Source organism: Brevundimonas sp. ALps5 (assembly GCF_058681645.1).
In genome coordinates, this window is the sequence record NZ_CM178744.1 from 1,167,447 (window position 1) to 1,184,875 (window position 17,429).

Sequence of the window (17,429 nt, forward strand, 5' to 3'; positions counted from 1 at the left end):
CGACATGCGCATTCTGGTCACCGGCGGCGCCGGTTTCATCGGCTCGGCCCTCGTCCGCCGCCTGATCGAACACACCGACCACGAGGTTCTGGTCTTCGACAAACTGACCTATGCCGGGGTGCTCAGCTCGCTGGAGCCGGTCGCCGGCAGCAATCGCTACGGCTTCGTTCAGGCCGACATCTGCGATCCCGAGGCGGTGGCGAAGGCGCTGGCCGACTTCAAGCCCGAGGTGGTCGCCCACCTGGCGGCGGAGAGCCACGTCGACCGCTCGATCGACGGTCCCGGCGCCTTCGTCCAGACCAACCTGGTCGGCACCTTCGTCATGCTGAACCAGACCCTGGGCTATTGGCGCGGCCTGCCCGAGGCGGAGAAGGCGGCCTTCCGCTTCCACCATATCTCGACCGACGAGGTCTTCGGCTCGCTGGGCGAGGACGGCTTCTTCACCGAGACCACCCCCTATGATCCGCGCTCGCCCTATTCGGCGTCCAAGGCCGGGTCTGACCATCTGGTCCGCGCCTGGGGTCACACCTACGGCCTGCCGGTGCTGGTGACCAACTGCTCCAACAACTACGGCCCCTATCACTTCCCCGAGAAGCTGATCCCCCTGATCATCATCCGCGCCCTGAACGGCGAGCCCCTGCCGGTCTATGGCGACGGGTCGAACGTGCGCGACTGGCTGTTCGTCGACGATCACGCCCGCGCCCTGCAGGCGGTGTTCGAAAAGGGCACGCCCGGAGAGACCTACAATGTCGGCGGCAACGCCGAGCGCAAGAACATCGAGGTGGTCACGGCCATCTGTTCGATCCTGGACCGTCTGCGCCCGAAGGCCGAAGGCAAATATGCCGACCAGATCACCTATGTGACCGACCGTCCGGGCCACGACCACCGCTACGCCATCGATGCGTCCAAGATCCGCGCCGACCTCGGCTGGACCCCTTCGGTGACCTTCGAACAGGGCATCGAACAGACGGTCGTCTGGTATCTGGAGAACCAGAGCTGGTGGCAGGACATCCTCGGCGCCCGCTATTCCACCCAGCGGCTGGGCGTCTCCAATGGCTGATCCCCTTCACATCCTGATCACCGGCGGCGCCGGACAGGTCGGGCTGGAGCTTCAGGCCGCGGACTGGCCCGCCGACGTCGTGCTGCACGCCCCGACCCGCGACCAGCTGGATCTGGGCGACATCGCCTCGGTGCGCGCCGCATTCGCCGCGACGCCCTTCGCCGCCGTGATCAACTCCGGCGCCTATACCGCTGTGGACAAGGCCGAGACCGAGGTCGCCGCCGCCTTCGCCGCCAACGCCATGGGGCCGGCGATCCTCGCCGAGGTCACCCGGGCGGCGGGCGTGCCCCTGATCCAGGTCTCGACCGACTATGTCTTCGACGGTTCGAAGCAGGGCGTCTATGTCGAGGCTGACCCCGTCGGACCGCTTGGCGTCTACGGCGCTTCCAAGCTGGCGGGCGAGCTGGCCGTTCAGTCGGGGAATCCGCGCTCGGTCATCCTGCGCACCGCCTGGGTGCTCAGCGTCCACCGGGCCAACTTCCTCAAGACCATGCTGCGGCTCGCCGCCGACCGTCCGGCCTTGCGGGTCGTCGGCGACCAGACCGGCTGCCCGACCTCGGCGCGCGACATCGCCGCGACGCTGAAGACCATCGCCCTCGGGATGATCACAGACCCCGAGGCGCCGACCGGCGTCTATCAGTTCGTCAACGCCGGAGAAACGACCTGGGCCGGACTGGCCACGGAGGTCTTCGCCCTCAGCGCAGCGCGCGGCGGCCCGTCCGCCACGGTCGAGGCGATCACCACCGCCGACTATCCGACACCCGCCCGGCGCCCCGCCAACTCGCGTCTGTCGACGGCGAAACTGACGGCGGACTACGGCGTTCAGCCCCGGCCCTGGCAGGCGGCCGTCGCCGAGATCATCACCGAACTGGCTCCCGAAAGGTCCCCGTCATGAAGGGCATCATCCTCGCCGGCGGCTCCGGCACCCGGCTGCACCCTATGACCCTGGTCACGTCCAAGCAGCTGATGCCGGTCTACGACAAGCCGATGATCTACTATCCGCTGTCGACCCTGATGCTGGCCGGCATCCGCGAGGTGCTGATCATCTCCACCCCACGCGACATTCCCAGTTTCCAGGCCCTGCTGGGCGACGGGTCGCAGTGGGGGATGGAGATCCAGTACGCCGTCCAGCCCAGCCCCGACGGTCTGGCCCAGGCCTATATCATCGGCGCGGACTTCGTCGGCGACAGCCCTTCGGCCCTGATCCTGGGCGACAATATCTTCTACGGCCACGGCATCACCGACCTGTTCACCAGCGCGATGAGCCGGCCGACCGGCGCCACGGTCTTCGCCTATCACGTCAATGACCCGGAGCGGTACGGCGTCGTCGAATTCGACGACCGGATGCGGGCGCTGTCCATCGAGGAGAAGCCGGCGGAACCGAAGTCGAACTGGGCGGTTACTGGCCTGTACTTCTACGACAGCGAGGTCATCCAGATCGCTCGCGATCTGAAGCCGTCGCCGCGTGGGGAACTCGAGATTACCGACGTGAACCGCATCTACATGGAGCGGAACAGGCTGTCGGTGGAAATCCTGGGGCGGGGCTATGCATGGCTTGATACAGGTACGCCTGACAGCCTTATCGAGGCCGCCGAGTTCGTGCGCGTTCTCGAAAAGCGTCAGGGTTTCAAGATGGCCTGCCCCGAGGAAATCGCCTTCGAGAAGGGTTTCATCGACGCAGGCAAGCTCGAAGCTCTCGCCGACGCCCTCGGCAAGTCGAGCTATGGCGTCTACCTGCGCCGCCGTCTGGCCAGCAGCCGGTAGTCTTCCCTCCGCGCTCGCCGCGGCCCGCCGCCCCGTCCGGCGCCGCCGCGAATGCTAGAGGGCATTATCCGCAGCTTCCTTCCGCGGCCGTCCACGACGAGACGGCTGGTGGATATCCGATCCGAGATCGCCGGGTTGGACGATCAGGGCCGGCATGTTCTCAACGAGCTCCTGACACGCTGCGTGGCGTCGCATGTCATCCGACCCGGCGATTCCGTTTTCGACCTCGGCGCCAACGCGGGCTTTCACACGGACGATTTCGCCGAACGTGTCGGTCCGACGGGCATGGTCCACGCCTTTGAACCCAATCCCGAGCTGTGGCCGCACCTCATGGAACGGGAGAATGTCCGGCTTTGGCCCTACGCCGTCGGCGATCGGCTATCGGTAGAGCGCTTCTACCTGCCGCTGGACCACAATCAGATCGGCTCTCTCGTCGACGCCCGCGACTTCATGGGCGATATCCCGATCAAGATTCTGACGGTGCTCCAGATTCCGATCGACATCCTGGTCGAGGCGACGGACCGGCCGATCTCATTCATGAAGATCGATGTCGAACGCCACGAACTTGAGGCGATGCAGGGGCTGCATGACACGATCGAGCGGTTCAGGCCGGTCATCGTGTTCGAGAACAACACCCAGGCGACCGAAGCCCTGCTGTCCGAGATGAACTACGAGGTGTGCGGTCTGCTCTCTCAAGTGTCGCCGACGGCCGAGCTTTCGAACGTCGTGGCGTTCCACAGGGACCAGTCATCGTCGGCCCGATCGATCCTGCCTGACGAGGCGGAGGTTCTGGGCGTTCTGGACAGGTGCGCCTCCACCGGGAGCTATTCCGTCGGGTTGTAGAGGATGATCCGCGAGCCCAGTGGTTCGAACCGCATACGCACGCGACGCAGTCCCACGGCCCTCTCGATCGCCTCGTGACGGTCCAGTGGGGCGTGGAACATCAGGAACCCTCCCGCCCCCGCGCCCAGCAGCTTGCCGCCCGAAGCGCCGGCCGAGATCGCCGCGTCGTGCCAGCCCTCGATCGCGGGATTGGAAATCCCCGCCGCCAGAGACTTCTTCAGCGCCCAGTTCTCGCGCAGGATTTCGCCAAAGCTGTCGAGGTTTCCGGCCGCCAGTTCGTCTCTCAGATGGAAGGCCAGTTCGACCATTCGCTTCAGGGCGTCCTGCGCGCCCTGCTCCTCGCGCATGGCGTCGCGCTGAACCTTCAGGATCTCTGACGCGCTCCGTCCGCCGCCGGTGTAGAAGACGAGAAGTTCGTCCTCCAGCTTTTGACGGGTCGACGGCGGCATGATCACCGGCGACACCTTGACCGAGTCGTCGGGCTGAAACTCGATGAGATTCAGCCCTCCGAAGGCCGCCGCGTACTGGTCCTGCTTGCCGATCGGCTCGCCACACCGCTCAAGCTCGACCTCACAAGCCATCCGCGCCAGGGCCTCGGACGAGACATAGCGCCCGAGATAGGCGGAAGCGGCCTGCAGCAGGCCGACCGTGAAGGTGCTCGATGACCCCAAACCGGTGCCCCGCGACGGAATGTCGGCCGTCGTCGTGACCTCCACGCCTCCGTCGACGCCAAGCATCTCGAACACGGCCCGGAACAGCCTGTGCTCGATCTGGTCGAGGCGTTCGACCTCTTCCGTCCGGGAATAGGCAAGGCGGATGCCACCGTCGAATTTCCGGTTCACCGAAACATAGACGTAGCGGTCGATCGCGGTGCTGAGGACCGCCCCGCCGTACTGACGGTAAAACTCCGGCAGATCGCTTCCGCCGCCCACAAAGCTCATCCGCAAAGGTGTCTGGCTGATAATCATCGCTCGGACCTAGCACACCGCATAGCGGCGGGAAGCCCCCCGCTGAGCGCCGCCTTCGGGTTCATGACGCGCGGGTCGACAGGCCTCAGAAGCGGACCTTGCCGAAATCGGCGGGATCGCGCAGCGCCGTCTGCCTCAGGTACTGGGCAAGGACGTGCATCAGCGACTGATGGACGTCCTCGACCACCCCGTAGTTGTCGGCCTCGACATGCAGGCAGACATCGGCGAGCCGTCGCGCGGCGCCCCCGTCGAAGCCCGTCATGGCGATGGTCCGCATCCCCCGCTCGGCGGCGACCTCCAGGGCGCGAACGATGTTGGCTGACGCTCCGGAGGAACTGATCGCGATCAGAACATCGTCCGCCAGGCCCAGAGACCGGAGCGGCAGGGCGAACACCTCCTCGACACCGATGTCGTTGACGATCGCCGACATCAGCTCGCTGGCCGACGAGAGGCTGTAGACCCTCGGCCGGATCGTACTGCCGTTCGCGGCGCCCTTGAGGCAGTCGCAGACCAGATGGTTGGCGATGGCCGCCGAGCCGCCGTTTCCGCAGGAGTAGAGCATGCTGCCCCGCGCCACCGCTTCGCCGAGAAGCCCGGCGGCGGCGCGGATCGCGCCGCGATCCACACTGGCATGCGCCCGCCCTACCCGTTCGGCGTAGGCGTCAAGAAACGAGGCCGCGTCGTCAAAGCGGTGATCGGGAAAGAAGGTCATGACTCAACTGATGAAACAAGGGATGCGCCGCTGTCCGCGCTCTGGCCTGCGATCTCAACCACGGCCCGGGCGATCGCGTCGGACGAGGAAAGCAGGGGTCGCCAGCCCGTCGCCGCAAGACGTTCGGTGGAATAGCGGAACCGCGGCACGTCTCCGACCCATCCCCTGTCGGACGCGCCGAAAACAATCCGCGCCGCGGGAGCGACATGATCGCGAACCGTTTCGGCGATATGGCGAACCGTGACGCCGTCGTCCGTCGGGCCGATGTTGAACAGGACCCGGCGGCCTTCGATCCGCCCGATGTGCAGCATCGCCCCCACCAGGTCCGAAACGTGCAGATAGGGCTTTCTCTGGTTGCCGTCGCCGAGAACCTGGAGCTCGTCCGGCGTCGCGGCCAGTTTTCGCACGAAGTCATGAATGACGCCGTGGGTGGACGGAAAGCCGATCACATTGGGGAAGCGGAAGACCTCGGAACGCGGCAGAAAGGCTTCCACGGCGGCGCTGATCTGGGCCTCCGACGCCAGTTTCATCGCGCCGTAGTTGGAGACCGGCTGAAGAGGGCCTGAGTCCTCCGCGATCGCATCGTCGCCGAAGTCGCCGTAGATGGCGGAACTCGAGGCGAAATGGAAAACCCCGGACTTCAGAATACGGGCCGTCTCAAGCGCGCCGACGGTGGTCAGGAAGGTGCGGTTCAGATCGATCGCCGGATCTTCGACACCGGCCGGGATGTCCGAATTCGCGGCCATGTGCCAGATGTCGCTGACCTGCGCCCCCACGGACGTCGCCGCGGCGGCGACCGCGCGCCCGTCGGCGCAATCCAGTTGGCTGAACTGGACCAGCGGATCGTCCAGCATATCCTCGATGAATCCGATCGATCCGCGGGACAGATCATCCACCAGCCAGACGGGCTTGCCCTGGGCGATGAGCGTCCGCGCCAGATTACTTCCGATAAAGCCGGCGCCGCCAGTAATGAGATGAACAGGACTGCGCATTGGCGCGTCTTTAGGGCACAATATCTGGAGCGCCTAGCCCACAAATCGAGCGCCCGGATCCCGTTCCGGACATGCGCGAAACGCGAAATCGATCGGTGCGAAACAGGGCCCGATCCCGTCCGCGAAAACAGGAACCTCGCGGCCGCGCCAACGTCGCCTGCCGGCCCGCCCCACCCGAAAAGACCGCGTTTTCCGCTGGATCGTTGAAATATTCCGTTCTATACCCAATCCATTCGAGTGATGAAACGCGATCGAGGCGGCGCGCGCAATGCAGTTAAAGAAAGCATTGAAGAAATTCCGACGCGGGAACACCAAAAGCGACGCCAAGCTTAAGAACTCACTCAAGGCGATATTTGATCGTGAGTGGTTTTCATCGAAGTATGCAGGCCTCGTTGAAGATAATACCGACCCCTTCGAGTTTTTCTTTCGACACGAGGCCTCCAAGGGTCTGAACCCGAACCCGCTGTTCGATCGCGATTGGTATGGGCAGATCAATCAGGACGTGACCCAGGCCGGCGTTTCGCCCGTGCATCACTATGTCACCCGGGGCTTCAAGGAGGGGCGCGAGCCCGGCCCCCTGTTCGACTCGTCACTCTATCGCGAACTTCATCCGGACAGCGCGGGGCAGAACCCCCTCGCCCATTACCTCGCCTCGCCCGCCAAAACCTTCCCCCATACGCTTTTCGACGAAGCCTGGTACGCGGATCGCTATCAGGTTCGTGACAAGCACCCGATTTACCATTACCTGAGCGAAGGTTGGCGAACAGGCACGGACCCGTCGCCCATGTTCAGTACCTTGTATTATCAGCATATGTATCCGGACGTCGCGGCGGCCGGGGTCAACCCCTTGCTTCACTACCTCGCGGTTGGTGATCGGGAGGGGCGCAACCCCAGTCCGCACTTCGACAGCCGCTGGTACCTCACGACCTACCCGGACATCGCGGCGTCTTCCCTGAACGCCCTCGTCCACTTCGTGCGGTACGGATTGCTCGAGAACAGAAGCCCGCGCCCGGACTAGTCCGGAGCGGGCGTAACCAGAAGGGATCAGCGCACTCCCAGCGCGAAGGTCCCGGGAAATGGAATATGACGGCCTGTATTCTCTTGACCGGCGGAGCCGGGTTCATCGGCTGCGAGATCGCCCGCCTGTTGCCGCGCGACCTGGAAATCGTCGCGGTCGACAATCTTCACCCGCAGGTGCACCGGACGCGCGAGCGGCCCGCGGCCCTGCCGTCGGACGTCCGCCTTGAGGTCGCCGACGTTCGCGACGCGGCGTTCTGGGATGACTTCTTCGGCCGCTACGAGCCCGAGATCATCTATCATCTGGCGGCCGAGACCGGGACGGGGCAATCCCTGACGGAATCGAGCCGGCACGCCAGCGTCAATGTGACGGGCACCGCCGAAATGCTCGACGGCCTGACCCGCAAGGGCCTGCGTCCGCGCCGCATCATCCTGTCGTCCAGCCGGGCGGTCTACGGCGAGGGCGCCTGGCAGTCGGGCTCCGGCGACCTGTTCTATCCCGGCGCGCGCTCCCACGCCCAACTCGCCGCCGGCCAATGGGATTTCACCGACCCCGCGGGAGGTCCGGCGAGGCCGTCGAGCCACGAGGCCGCCAGGGTCCACCCCCGGCCGACCAGCGTCTATGGCGCCACCAAACTGACCCAGGAGCACATCCTGGAGGCCTGGACCGGCGCGATGGGCGTGCCCTTGACCATTCTTCGCTTCCAGAACGTCTACGGCCCGGGCCAGTCGCCAGACAACGCCTATACGGGGATCATCACCCTGTTCCATCGCCAGGCGAAAGCCGGAAAGACGATCGAGGTCTATGAGGACGGCGCGATCGGGCGCGACTTCGTCTTCATCGACGACGTGGCGAGCGCTTGCGCGGCGGCGGCGACACACGACACCCCCGGCGTAGAGACCATCGACATCGGATCGGGCGTCGCGACCACGATCCATGACGCGGCGATCACGATCGCGGGCTATCACGGAGCGCCCACGCCGGTGATCTGCGGCAAATTCAGGGACGGCGACGTCCGCTGGGCGGTCGCCGACGCCACGGCCATGAAGCGCGTCTTCGGGGACAAGCCTTGCGTGAGCTTCGAGCAGGGCAGTGACGCGGTCGCGAAATGGCTGGTCGCCCAGGGGATCATATGACACCGACGATCACGCAGACCGCCGGGCGGCCCGCGACGGACGCGCCGGCCGCCCCCCGCGCCAACGCCTTGCTCTGGGTGGTCGAACGCCCCGAGCTCTGGCTCGAGACCATGCTGTCGCTTTGCGCGATGTCCGGCATCGCCACGGTCTTTGTCTGCGTCCACCACAGCGCCGACGATGTCGGCAAGGTCTTCAAGCACGACAAGATCAAGGTCATCGAGACCTTCTCCCTGCCGGACGCCGCCGCCGTCGCCGCGGCCGGGACAGGCCAGTTGCTGGTGGTGCTGGAACCGATCGCGGTGGCGCCCGAGGCCTTTGAACGGGCGATCGACTGGATCGACGAAGATCCCCGGATCGGCACCGTGTCCTTCCTGTCCAACGCGGCGGGCTACCTCAGCTTCCCGCACCGGAATAGTGAAGTCCCCGTTCCCCCGCCCGGCCACAACGAACAGACCCTGACCGAGCGACTGCGGACCCGCCTGCCCGACACGGGCCCTGTCCCGATCTCGAACCCGGAAGGCGCGGCGGTTCTGATCAATTGCGGCGCCCTGTCCACGTCCGACGGGCTCCAGCCGTGGCCGGACGCCGACCCCTTCTTCTGTCTGGTCGAATTCGGCCTTCGGGCGAGCCGCCGGGGCTTCAACAACTATCTCGACGCCGGCACCTTCGTCTGGCGCATGACGGCCCCGGGCAGCACCTCCGGCCTGACCCACGACGCGCCCCGTCACCGGCTGCACCTGAAGCACCCCTTCTTCCCGGGCCTTCACGACTACCAGCGCGACACGATGGCGACCCCTCTCGCCTCCGCGCTCGACCTCGCCCGGGCCAAGGCCCAGGGCCTCAGGGTCCTGATCGACGGCTCGGCCCTCGGGCCGCAGGAGATGGGCACACAGTTGCTCATCGTGGCCCTGACCTCCCAGCTGGCCGAGCATCCCGACATCAAGTCGGTGGCGCTCTGCGTTCCGGATCCCGCGAACATCCCCGCCTACGCCCAGCACCTCAGGCTGATGCCGAAGATCACCTTCCATCGCGCGGGCGGGTTGCATTTCCCGGACGCGCCGGAAGTGGACATCATCCACCGCCCTTACCAACCGATCGAGCCGATCCCCTGGGATCGCTGGCGCGCGCTCGGAAAGCGGTCGATCATCACCATCCAGGACCTGATCGCCTACCGGAACGGCTCCTATTTCCAGAACTGGGAAAACTGGGCCGGCTACCGGCTCAACCTCGAAGCCGCGGTCGCCCGGGCCGACGCCGTCTTCAGCATCAGCCATGACGTGCTCGGCCCCATTCGGGAAGAAAAGCTGGGCATCGCCGACGACGCCCTGTTCGTCGTCGAGAACGGCATCGACCATCGGTCGGAGAACGAACCCAGTTCCATCCCCTCCACCTTCCTGAGCCGGGGATGGCAGGCCGAACCGTTCCTGGTGATCCTGGGCGCGAACTATTCCCACAAGAACCGGGATCTCGGCATCCGGGTCTGGCAAAAGCTGCGCGAACGAGGCCGCAAGGAAAAGCTCGTTCTGGTCGGCGCCAACGTCCCCCAGGGCTCGACGCGGCTCGAAGAGGTCAAGCTTCTCCAGGGAAATCACGAGGACCTTCTGGTTCTCCCCGACGTCCCGGGCGAGGAAAGAAACTGGATGCTGAGGCACGCCTCGCTGTTCCTCTATCCCACGGCGGCGGAGGGCTTTGGCCAGATTCCGTTCGAGGCCGGCAGCTTCGGCTGTCCCTCTCTCTACGTTTCGTTCGGTCCCTTGCGTGAATTGACCGATGACCCCGACGCGCCGCGGCAGTACGATCTGGACGCCCTGACGGATCGGGCGGAGCTGCTGCTGACCGACCCCGACGCCGCCAGGAAGGCCGTCGCCGGAGCGCTCAGGAACATCGGCGACTACACCTGGAAACGGACCGCCGAAAAATCCGTCGAAGCCTATTTCTCCATTCTCGGTCGCCCAAGGGGGATGTGATGCCGATCAAACAGAAGACCTCGAACGACACGGCCAGACCGGCCGCGAAACTGCCCGAACTCGGGCTGGACCGGCTCTCGCTCGAGCAGGCCCTGATCGATGTGGAGGTCGCCAATCGTCGCGTCATCGAATTGACGCGCCGCCTCGCCGGCATGTCCAAGGAGCTGGCCGCCCTGCGCAGCCAGCTTTCGGGAAGCCACGTCGCCGCGATGGAAAGGGAGGTCAGCGACCTTCGCGCCCAGCTCGCGGCGTTGCGGCTTCAGAAGGCCAGGGAAATGGCCCTGACCGACCGCGCCGGCTGACCCGCCTCCTCCCATTCCTTCCCGCTCGACCAGAAGGCCCGCCATGAGCCGCCTCCGCGTATTGCACGTCATCACCGCCTATAACGGACGCGCCTTCGTGCCCCGCGCCATTCGCAGCGCCCGGCGCATGGACCAGACCGCCGCGGAGGTCGACGTCCTGATCCTTGACGATGCGAGTCCCGAGCCGGGCTGGAGCGCGGATCTCGAAAAGATCTGCGCGGAAGAGGGAGCGTCCTACTATTGCACGCCGCGGAACCTCGGCATCCCGCGCAACTGCAACCTCGGCCTCCTGGCCGCGGTGCATAACGGTTATGACTTCGTCACGATCAACAACTCCGACGTCATCTTCCCGAAAAACCTGATCACGGTGATGGTGGCGGCCTGCCAACAGCCGAAGGTGGGCTCGGTCACGGCCTGGTCGAACAATGTGTCGGTGTTCACCCTCCCGAATCAGGACCCGGACGCCCTGATCGCCGACCAGGCGGCCGTCGACTATATTTCGGAAACCCTGCACGAGACCTTCCGCAACAAGGTCATCGACACGCCGGCGGGCATCTCGTTCTGCATCATGATCCCGACCGCCGTCATCCGGGAAGTCGGTCTGAACGATCCGATCTTCGGTCGCGGATATTGCGAGGAAACCGACTGGAGCCTGCGCAGCCTGGCCTATGGCTATCGCATCTGCCTGACCCCGAGCGCCTTCGTCTACCACATGGGGCGCGGGTCAAATGTCTCCGCCGGTCTCGTCAGCGGCGCGCACACCACCGTGCCCGAGAACGAAGACATCATTGACATGCGCTATCCGGAGTTCCGCCAGCAGGTCACGACCTTCGAGCGCGAAACCGAACTCTGGGACGTCCGGGACCAGGCGATCGACGCCCTCATCGTCAAGACGGCCGGCGAGGTCGGTTACAGGATCGACCACGACAACAGCCAGATGACGGGGATGGAGACGCCGGACCTGGTTCATGTCGGCCTCAACCCCACCCTTGTTCCGCCCGTGCTGAGCGTGTCGTACCGGGGCTTCACCCAGACCTTCGAGGTCGGGCTGTCGACCGATCTCGTTGAGATCTTTACGGGACGATTCGATCGTGCACCCGTATTGATTGACGGCTACGATCCGACCGTACTGAAGGAGCGATCCGCCAAGGCGGGTCGCAGCCCTCTCCGAACCTATCCGACGTCAGTCTGGCCAGTTTAAGGTGATTTAGAATGAAGGCAGCAGTGATTATTGGACATAGTCATATGTCCGCTGTCATCAACGCGCTTTTCCCTCGCCAGTATGAATGCACCGACCCCAGCCTCGGCATCGAATATTACGTTTTCGACACTGTGCGCATGGGTGGAGACTACCAGTTCTCCGTCGAGAAAGAGGGAGAGCCTGGAAAATACATTCTGAACCCTGACATCTTCCGGATGATTTCGGAGCGTATACCGGCGGATCGCGAGCTGATCTATGTGTCGATGTTCGGAGGCAACGCCCACAACGCGTTGAACCTGCTCGAGCACCCGCGCCCGTTCGAGATCATCATGCCCAGCCAGCCGGATCGCTATCTGGAAGGCCGCGAACTGATTCCCTACGGCTATATGCAGCGCATCATCGGCCGGCTCGCGGCGCCCTATGTGCTCAATATGATGACGCTGCGGGAAGCCGTCGACCAGCCGGTCTTCCACCTGGAATCCCCGCCGCCCTGCGGCGACAACGACTATATCCTCGAACACCTCGAGGGCTATTTCCGCTCCCAGGTCGAGACTCCGAAAATCGCTCCGCGCGATCTGCGCTACAAGCTGTGGAAACTGCATTCGGAACTCATCCGGAGCGCCAGCGAGCCGAACGACATTCGCTTCGTCGGCTCGCCGGTTCAGTCACAGGACAACGAGGGCTTCCTCGTTCCGGAGTGCTACGGCGGCGATTCGACGCATGCGGGACCGGCCTATGGCGACATGGCGCTGCGACATTTCGAGCGCATGCTGAACGTCCAGTACGCCGGATGGGCCTGGCTCTATTAGGATCTGAACATGGCGCAACATCCTTACCAGTCCATGCCCGACTACACGCGCTGGACCCGCGCGGTCGAACGGCCCGCATACTCCACCGTGGACCCGGTGGTGGACTTCCCCTTCGTGGTCGCGCCCGACGACAAGGTCGCCACCGCGGGTAGCTGCTTCGCCCAGAACATCGCGCGTCACCTGCGCAAGAACGGGTTCTGCTATTTCGTGACCGAGGACGGTCACCCTCTGGGCTCCGAAGAGGACAAGGTCGCCTTCAACTACGGCACCTACTCCGCCCGCTACGGCAACCTCTATACGGCGCGTCAGCTCGTTCAGCTCTTTGACCGGGCCTACGGTCGCTTCACGCCGATCGAGGACGTCTGGACAGGCCCCGAAGGCGGCTATGTCGACCCCCTGCGGCCGGCGATCCAGGTCGGCGGGTTCCCGAGCCTTGAAGAGCTCAAACTGGATCGGGAGATACACTTCGCGGCCGTCCGTCGGATGTTCGAGGAGCTGGACGTCTTCGTCTTCACCCTGGGCCTGACCGAGGCCTGGGTGTCTCTGGAAGACGGAACCGTCTTCCCCGTCTGCCCGGGCGTCGCCGGGGGGACCTTCGACGAGGCGCGCTATGCGTTCGTGAACTTCTCGGTCGCGGACACCCTGGCGGACATGCGTGAGTTCCTGACGCGCCTGAGAAGCGTCAATCCGAAGTCTCGGGTCATCATAACCGTGTCTCCGGTGCCGCTCATCGCCACGGCCGAGAACCGTCACGTCCTGGTGTCGACGACCTATTCGAAATCGGTGCTTCGGGTGGTCTGCGAAGAGCTGTCCCGCTCGGAGACGGATGTCGCCTACTTCCCTTCCTACGAAATCATCGTCGGAAACTACAATCGCGGTCGATACTTCGCGGAGGATCTGCGTCAGGTCACCGAGGAAGGCGTCGAACATGTCATGCGGCTGTTCCTGGGACATGTCGCCAATGTCGAGACCGATGCGCCTCCCCCGCCCCCGGTGGAGCAGGAACCCGACCCCTATCTGGAAAGAATGACCCGTGTGGTGCAGGTGATCTGCGACGAGGAGCTGATCGAGCGCTCGCTCTAGCCCCGCCTCCAGGCGGCGTCGGGGGAAAGACAGACTGCCCAGGATCCCATCAGGTCATGTCGCCGACAGAGCGCGACCGACCGGATTTGAGAAGATGAATCCATGAAGCCCTTTGCAAAGACCCGCGCCAGAGCCCCGCTGCGCCTCGGCCTCGCCGGCGGCGGGACGGACCTGTCCCCCTATTGCGACACCTTTGGCGGGGCGATCCTCAATATGACGATCGACCGCTACGCCTTCGCGTCGATCATTCCCCGCACCGACGGCAAGGTCGTCTTCGAGGCGGACGACATCGGCGTGTCCGAAAGCTTCGAGGCCGACGAACCGCTGCACGCCGAACTGATTCTGCATTGCGGCGTCTATCGACGCATGATCGCCGAGTTCAACGGCGGCAAGCCCCTGCCCGTCACCGTCAAGACCACGGTCGACGCTCCCGCCGGCTCGGGACTGGGCTCCTCGTCCTCGCTCGTGGTCGCCCTGGTCGACGGATTCCGCGATATCCTTGGCGCACCGCTCGGCAAGTACGACGTCGCCCATCTTGCCTTCGAGATCGAGCGCCAGGACCTCGGCCTCTCGGGCGGTCGTCAGGACCAGTACGCCGCGGCCTTCGGCGGCGTGAACTTCATCGAATTCCTGCAGGCCGACCGGGTCATCGTGAACCCGTTGCGGGTGTCGACGCCGGTCTACAACGAACTCGAAAGTTCGCTGGTGATGTGTTTCTCCGGGCGATCCCGGCAGTCGGCGGCGATCATCGACCAGCAAACGGCCGGCATCCGCGCGCTTGACGAAGCCACACTGGCGGCGATGCACACGCTGAAATCCGACGCCATGGCCATGAAACAGGCCCTGCTGCTGGGCGATATCGACCTGATGGCGGAAATCCTCAATGCGTCGTGGCGCGCCAAGAAGGCGACCGCCAAGGCGGTCTCGAACTCCATGCTCGACAACCTGTTCGATATCGCGATGGCCGCCGGCGCCCTCGCCGGAAAGGTTTCGGGCGCCGGCGGCGGCGGCTTCATGTTCTTCCTGGTGCATCCGGAAAACCGGTATCGGCTGATTGAGGCGCTGAACGCGGCCGGCGGCGTGGCCTCCCCGGTCAAGCTCACGGGAAGCGGGAGCGAAACGTGGCGCTTCTGACCCGGAACGGCGAGCCGAGCCCCCCCAGGATCGCCCAGGCGGTCATCCTGTGCGGCGGTCTCGGCACACGCCTTGGAGAGCTGACCCGCGAAACGCCGAAGCCTCTTCTGCCCGTCGCGGGGCGGCCCTTCCTTGAAATCCTGATCCAGGAAATCACGCGCTACGACGTGAGCCGCTTCCTGCTTCTGGCCGCCTTCCGGTCCGAACAGATCGAATCCTTCGCCCGGGAGGTCGGACAGAGGATCGGCCGCGACATCATCGTCGAGGTCGCGATCGAGCCGGATCAGGCCGGGACCGGCGGGGCCCTCTATCACGCCCGCGATCGGCTGGATGAGGTCTTCTATCTGTTCAATGGCGACACCTTCCTCGACACCCCGCTGGACCAGCTGGCGAGGCTTGCCCAGGATCCCGAGGTGATCGGCGCCCTGGCCCTGCGCCGCCTGGAGGCCGCGGGCCGATATGGCGTCGTCGATCTCGAAGGCGACCGCATCACCGCCTTCGGCCGGGTCGCGGCGCCGGACGAGCCGGCCTGGATCAACGGCGGCGTCGCGGTCTTCCGCCGGACCTTCGTCGACGGCCTGGCGGCGCAGGGCTCGTTCGAACGGGACAATCTCCCGGGTCTGGCCGCCGCCGGCCGGTTGAGGGGATTGCCCGTGACGGGCTTCTTCCTGGACATCGGCGTGCCTGAGGACTTCGCCCGCGCCCAGACCGAAATCCAGGCCAGCCGGCGACGTCCGGCCGTGTTTTTCGATCGTGACGGCGTGCTGAACGTCAACCACGGACATGTGGGAACCCGCGACCGATTCGAATGGATCGAAGGCGCGCGCGAGGCCATCGCCCTCGTCAACGCGCGCGGCTACTATGCCTTTGTGGTGACCAACCAGGCCGGGATCGGCAAGGGCTTCTACAGCGAAGCCGACTACCACCAGCTGACCCGCCATATCCGTGACGACCTGGCCGAGGCCGGAGCCCGCATCGACGACGAACGCTACTGCCCGTTCCACCTCGAGGCCGTCGACGAGGCCTACCGACGCGACTCGGACTGGCGAAAGCCCCGCCCCGGGATGCTGAACGATCTGATCGCAAAATGGCCGGTCGATGTCGCCTCAAGCGTCATGATCGGCGACAACCTCACTGACATGGAGGCGGCCGAGGCGGCCGGCGTCGCCGGACATCTGTTCAGCGGCGGGCGGCTCGACGCCTTCGTGGCGGATATCCTCGAGGGAAGGACAGCCTGATGACCCAAGATTCGCCCGAGTTCATCGCGCTGCGCAACCGGCTCAACGACAGCCTCTTCCCATTCTGGTTCTCCGCCGGAGTGGATCGGGTCAACGGAGGCTTCCTGGAGCGGATGTCCGTGGACGGGTCCATGCTGGATGATCCCCGCCGCGCGCGGCTCGTAGGCCGTCAGATCTACTCCGCCGTCGCCGCCGCGCGCCTGGGTTGGGACGGTCCCGCGCGCGAGATCGTCGAACACGGGCTGGACTTCCTCACGACCCATAGTCTGCGCGGCGATGTCATCCGGCCGGTGGTGACAGCCCAGGGCGAACCGGTCGTGGAGGGCTTCGACCTCTACGACCACGCCTTTGTGCTGTTCGGTCTGGCCGCCGCCGCGGGCTTCGGCGTGCGCAAGCCCGAGCTGACGACGCTCGCCCGTTCGATCCGCGACCGGATGTGCGCGGGCTGGAAACACCCGCTGGGCGGCTTCGAGGAATCCGACCCGCCGTCGCTTCCCCTGAAAGCCAACCCCCACATGCACATCCTGGAGGCGTCGCTCGCCTGGGCGGTGGTGGACGACGACCCCGCCTGGGGGCTCCTCGCCGATGAGATCGTGGAACTTTGCCTGAAGCATTTCCTGCATCCCGAAACCGGGGCGCTGCAGGAATATTTCGATGCCGACTGGCGGCCGTTGACCGAAGCCGGACTGGACGTGGTCGAGCCGGGGCATCAGTTCGAATGGGCCTGGCTCCTCATTCGCTGGGGACGATCGCGCGGCCGTCCCGACGCCCTCGAGGCCGCCCGCACCCTGATCCGCATTGCCGAGGAGCGCGGGGTTTCGCCGATGCGCATGGCCGTGAACGAACTCAATCAGGACCTGTCCGTCCGGGACGACCGGCACCGGCTGTGGCCCCAGACAGAACGGATCAAGGCCTTCGTGGCCCTGGGCGCCCTGGCGCGGACCGAGGCCGAAGCCACGGCGGCGAGAGAGAAGACGGCGGAGGCGGCGACAGGTCTGTTGCGGTTCTTCGACCACCCGGTTCAGGGCGCCTGGTGGGAACACATAAACGCGGACGGGGCCCCGTCACAGGAGCCGTCCCGCGCGAGCTCACTCTATCATATCACCTGCGCCGTCGGCGAAATGGCGTCTTTGTCTGCTTAAAGCTTACGCTTCCCGAGGCGACGCGACGGGTATCCGTCCCGCGTCCTACGGGTTGAAAGG

17 protein-coding genes are annotated in these 17,429 nt (G+C 65.2%); 14 read left to right on the forward strand and 3 right to left on the reverse strand.

Annotated elements, in window-relative coordinates; translation table 11 throughout:
• The first annotated feature begins 4 nt into the window (after positions 1-4).
• The 4 genes from rfbB to ACW172_RS05595 all read left to right on the forward strand — a co-directional run bounded on the left by rfbB (position 5) and on the right by ACW172_RS05595 (position 3,667).
• Positions 5-1,060, forward strand: coding sequence for a dTDP-glucose 4,6-dehydratase (gene rfbB, locus ACW172_RS05580; protein ID WP_492034199.1), 1,056 nt, complete (start codon positions 5-7; stop codon positions 1,058-1,060).
• Positions 1,053-1,955, forward strand: coding sequence for a dTDP-4-dehydrorhamnose reductase (rfbD, locus tag ACW172_RS05585; protein ID WP_492034200.1), 903 nt, complete (start codon positions 1,053-1,055; stop codon positions 1,953-1,955). Before rfbB ends, rfbD begins: the two co-directional genes overlap by 8 nt.
• Positions 1,952-2,824, forward strand: coding sequence for a glucose-1-phosphate thymidylyltransferase RfbA (gene rfbA, locus ACW172_RS05590; protein WP_492034201.1), 873 nt, complete (start codon positions 1,952-1,954; stop codon positions 2,822-2,824). Before rfbD ends, rfbA begins: the two co-directional genes overlap by 4 nt.
• A gap of 108 nt (positions 2,825-2,932) precedes the next feature.
• The gene (locus ACW172_RS05595) at positions 2,933-3,667 is read left to right on the forward strand and encodes an FkbM family methyltransferase (RefSeq protein ID WP_492034202.1); all 735 of its coding nucleotides are present in this window, start codon (positions 2,933-2,935) and stop codon (positions 3,665-3,667) included.
• Here ACW172_RS05595 and ACW172_RS05600 read toward each other — a convergent pair.
• From ACW172_RS05600 to ACW172_RS05610, 3 genes are all read right to left on the reverse strand, one after another.
• Complete coding sequence (locus ACW172_RS05600) at positions 3,649-4,608, reverse strand: GHMP family kinase ATP-binding protein (RefSeq protein WP_492034203.1); 960 nt, start codon at positions 4,606-4,608, stop codon at positions 3,649-3,651. The two genes, ACW172_RS05595 and ACW172_RS05600, sit on opposite strands and share 19 nt — an antisense overlap.
• 112 nt (positions 4,609-4,720) lie before the next feature.
• On the reverse strand, positions 4,721-5,347 hold the full coding sequence (locus ACW172_RS05605; protein WP_492034204.1) for an SIS domain-containing protein: 627 nt from the start codon (positions 5,345-5,347) through the stop codon (positions 4,721-4,723).
• Positions 5,344-6,339, reverse strand: a complete 996-nt coding sequence (locus tag ACW172_RS05610; protein WP_492034205.1) for an NAD-dependent epimerase/dehydratase family protein — start codon at positions 6,337-6,339, stop codon at positions 5,344-5,346. The genes ACW172_RS05605 and ACW172_RS05610 overlap by 4 nt, the downstream gene beginning before the upstream one ends.
• 268 nt (positions 6,340-6,607) lie before the next feature.
• Between ACW172_RS05610 and ACW172_RS05615 the strand changes: the two genes are divergently transcribed.
• From ACW172_RS05615 to ACW172_RS05660, 10 genes are all read left to right on the forward strand, one after another.
• The gene (locus tag ACW172_RS05615; RefSeq protein ID WP_492034206.1) at positions 6,608-7,357 is read left to right on the forward strand and encodes a hypothetical protein; all 750 of its coding nucleotides are present in this window, start codon (positions 6,608-6,610) and stop codon (positions 7,355-7,357) included.
• Positions 7,358-7,422: 65 nt separating this feature from the next.
• Entirely contained in the window at positions 7,423-8,493 is a 1,071-nt protein-coding gene (locus tag ACW172_RS05620) for an NAD-dependent epimerase/dehydratase family protein (protein WP_492034207.1), read from the forward strand.
• The gene (locus ACW172_RS05625; protein ID WP_492034208.1) at positions 8,490-10,460 is read left to right on the forward strand and encodes a glycosyltransferase; all 1,971 of its coding nucleotides are present in this window, start codon (positions 8,490-8,492) and stop codon (positions 10,458-10,460) included. Before ACW172_RS05620 ends, ACW172_RS05625 begins: the two co-directional genes overlap by 4 nt.
• The gene (locus tag ACW172_RS05630; protein WP_492034209.1) at positions 10,460-10,762 is read left to right on the forward strand and encodes a hypothetical protein; all 303 of its coding nucleotides are present in this window, start codon (positions 10,460-10,462) and stop codon (positions 10,760-10,762) included. Before ACW172_RS05625 ends, ACW172_RS05630 begins: the two co-directional genes overlap by 1 nt.
• Before the next feature lie 43 nt (positions 10,763-10,805).
• A complete protein-coding gene (locus ACW172_RS05635; RefSeq protein ID WP_492034210.1) occupies positions 10,806-11,963 on the forward strand; it encodes a glycosyltransferase family 2 protein in 1,158 nt (385 codons plus the stop codon).
• An 11-nt stretch (positions 11,964-11,974) separates the two neighbouring features.
• On the forward strand, positions 11,975-12,772 hold the full coding sequence (locus ACW172_RS05640; RefSeq protein WP_492034211.1) for a hypothetical protein: 798 nt from the start codon (positions 11,975-11,977) through the stop codon (positions 12,770-12,772).
• 9 nt (positions 12,773-12,781) lie between these two features.
• Positions 12,782-13,855 (forward strand): GSCFA domain-containing protein, encoded by a 1,074-nt coding sequence (locus tag ACW172_RS05645; protein WP_492034212.1) that lies wholly within the window; start codon positions 12,782-12,784, stop codon positions 13,853-13,855.
• Positions 13,856-13,957: 102 nt separating this feature from the next.
• Positions 13,958-14,989: a GHMP family kinase ATP-binding protein gene (locus ACW172_RS05650; protein WP_492034213.1), complete on the forward strand. Its 1,032-nt coding sequence runs from the start codon at positions 13,958-13,960 to the stop codon at positions 14,987-14,989.
• The gene (locus tag ACW172_RS05655; protein WP_492034214.1) at positions 14,977-16,227 is read left to right on the forward strand and encodes an HAD-IIIA family hydrolase; all 1,251 of its coding nucleotides are present in this window, start codon (positions 14,977-14,979) and stop codon (positions 16,225-16,227) included. The genes ACW172_RS05650 and ACW172_RS05655 overlap by 13 nt, the downstream gene beginning before the upstream one ends.
• Positions 16,227-17,369, forward strand: a complete 1,143-nt coding sequence (locus ACW172_RS05660; protein ID WP_492034215.1) for an AGE family epimerase/isomerase — start codon at positions 16,227-16,229, stop codon at positions 17,367-17,369. The genes ACW172_RS05655 and ACW172_RS05660 overlap by 1 nt, the downstream gene beginning before the upstream one ends.
• Positions 17,370-17,429: the final 60 nt, after the last annotated feature.

What these genes read in the sequence shown, in the direction of transcription:
- rfbB (WP_492034199.1), top strand. Translation starts at nt 5, where the DNA reads ATGCGCATTCTGGTCACCGGCGGCGCCGGTTTCATCGGCTCGGCCCTC.
- rfbD (WP_492034200.1), top strand. Translation starts at nt 1,053, where the DNA reads ATGGCTGATCCCCTTCACATCCTGATCACCGGCGGCGCCGGACAGGTC.
- rfbA (WP_492034201.1), top strand. Translation starts at nt 1,952, where the DNA reads ATGAAGGGCATCATCCTCGCCGGCGGCTCCGGCACCCGGCTGCACCCT.
- ACW172_RS05600 (WP_492034203.1), bottom strand. Translation starts at nt 4,608, where the DNA reads ATGAGCTTTGTGGGCGGCGGAAGCGATCTGCCGGAGTTTTACCGTCAG.
- ACW172_RS05605 (WP_492034204.1), bottom strand. Translation starts at nt 5,347, where the DNA reads ATGACCTTCTTTCCCGATCACCGCTTTGACGACGCGGCCTCGTTTCTT.
- ACW172_RS05610 (WP_492034205.1), bottom strand. Translation starts at nt 6,339, where the DNA reads ATGCGCAGTCCTGTTCATCTCATTACTGGCGGCGCCGGCTTTATCGGA.
- ACW172_RS05615 (WP_492034206.1), top strand. Translation starts at nt 6,608, where the DNA reads ATGCAGTTAAAGAAAGCATTGAAGAAATTCCGACGCGGGAACACCAAA.
- ACW172_RS05620 (WP_492034207.1), top strand. Translation starts at nt 7,423, where the DNA reads ATGACGGCCTGTATTCTCTTGACCGGCGGAGCCGGGTTCATCGGCTGC.
- ACW172_RS05625 (WP_492034208.1), top strand. Translation starts at nt 8,490, where the DNA reads ATGACACCGACGATCACGCAGACCGCCGGGCGGCCCGCGACGGACGCG.
- ACW172_RS05630 (WP_492034209.1), top strand. Translation starts at nt 10,460, where the DNA reads ATGCCGATCAAACAGAAGACCTCGAACGACACGGCCAGACCGGCCGCG.
- ACW172_RS05635 (WP_492034210.1), top strand. Translation starts at nt 10,806, where the DNA reads ATGAGCCGCCTCCGCGTATTGCACGTCATCACCGCCTATAACGGACGC.
- ACW172_RS05640 (WP_492034211.1), top strand. Translation starts at nt 11,975, where the DNA reads ATGAAGGCAGCAGTGATTATTGGACATAGTCATATGTCCGCTGTCATC.
- ACW172_RS05645 (WP_492034212.1), top strand. Translation starts at nt 12,782, where the DNA reads ATGGCGCAACATCCTTACCAGTCCATGCCCGACTACACGCGCTGGACC.
- ACW172_RS05650 (WP_492034213.1), top strand. Translation starts at nt 13,958, where the DNA reads ATGAAGCCCTTTGCAAAGACCCGCGCCAGAGCCCCGCTGCGCCTCGGC.
- ACW172_RS05660 (WP_492034215.1), top strand. Translation starts at nt 16,227, where the DNA reads ATGACCCAAGATTCGCCCGAGTTCATCGCGCTGCGCAACCGGCTCAAC.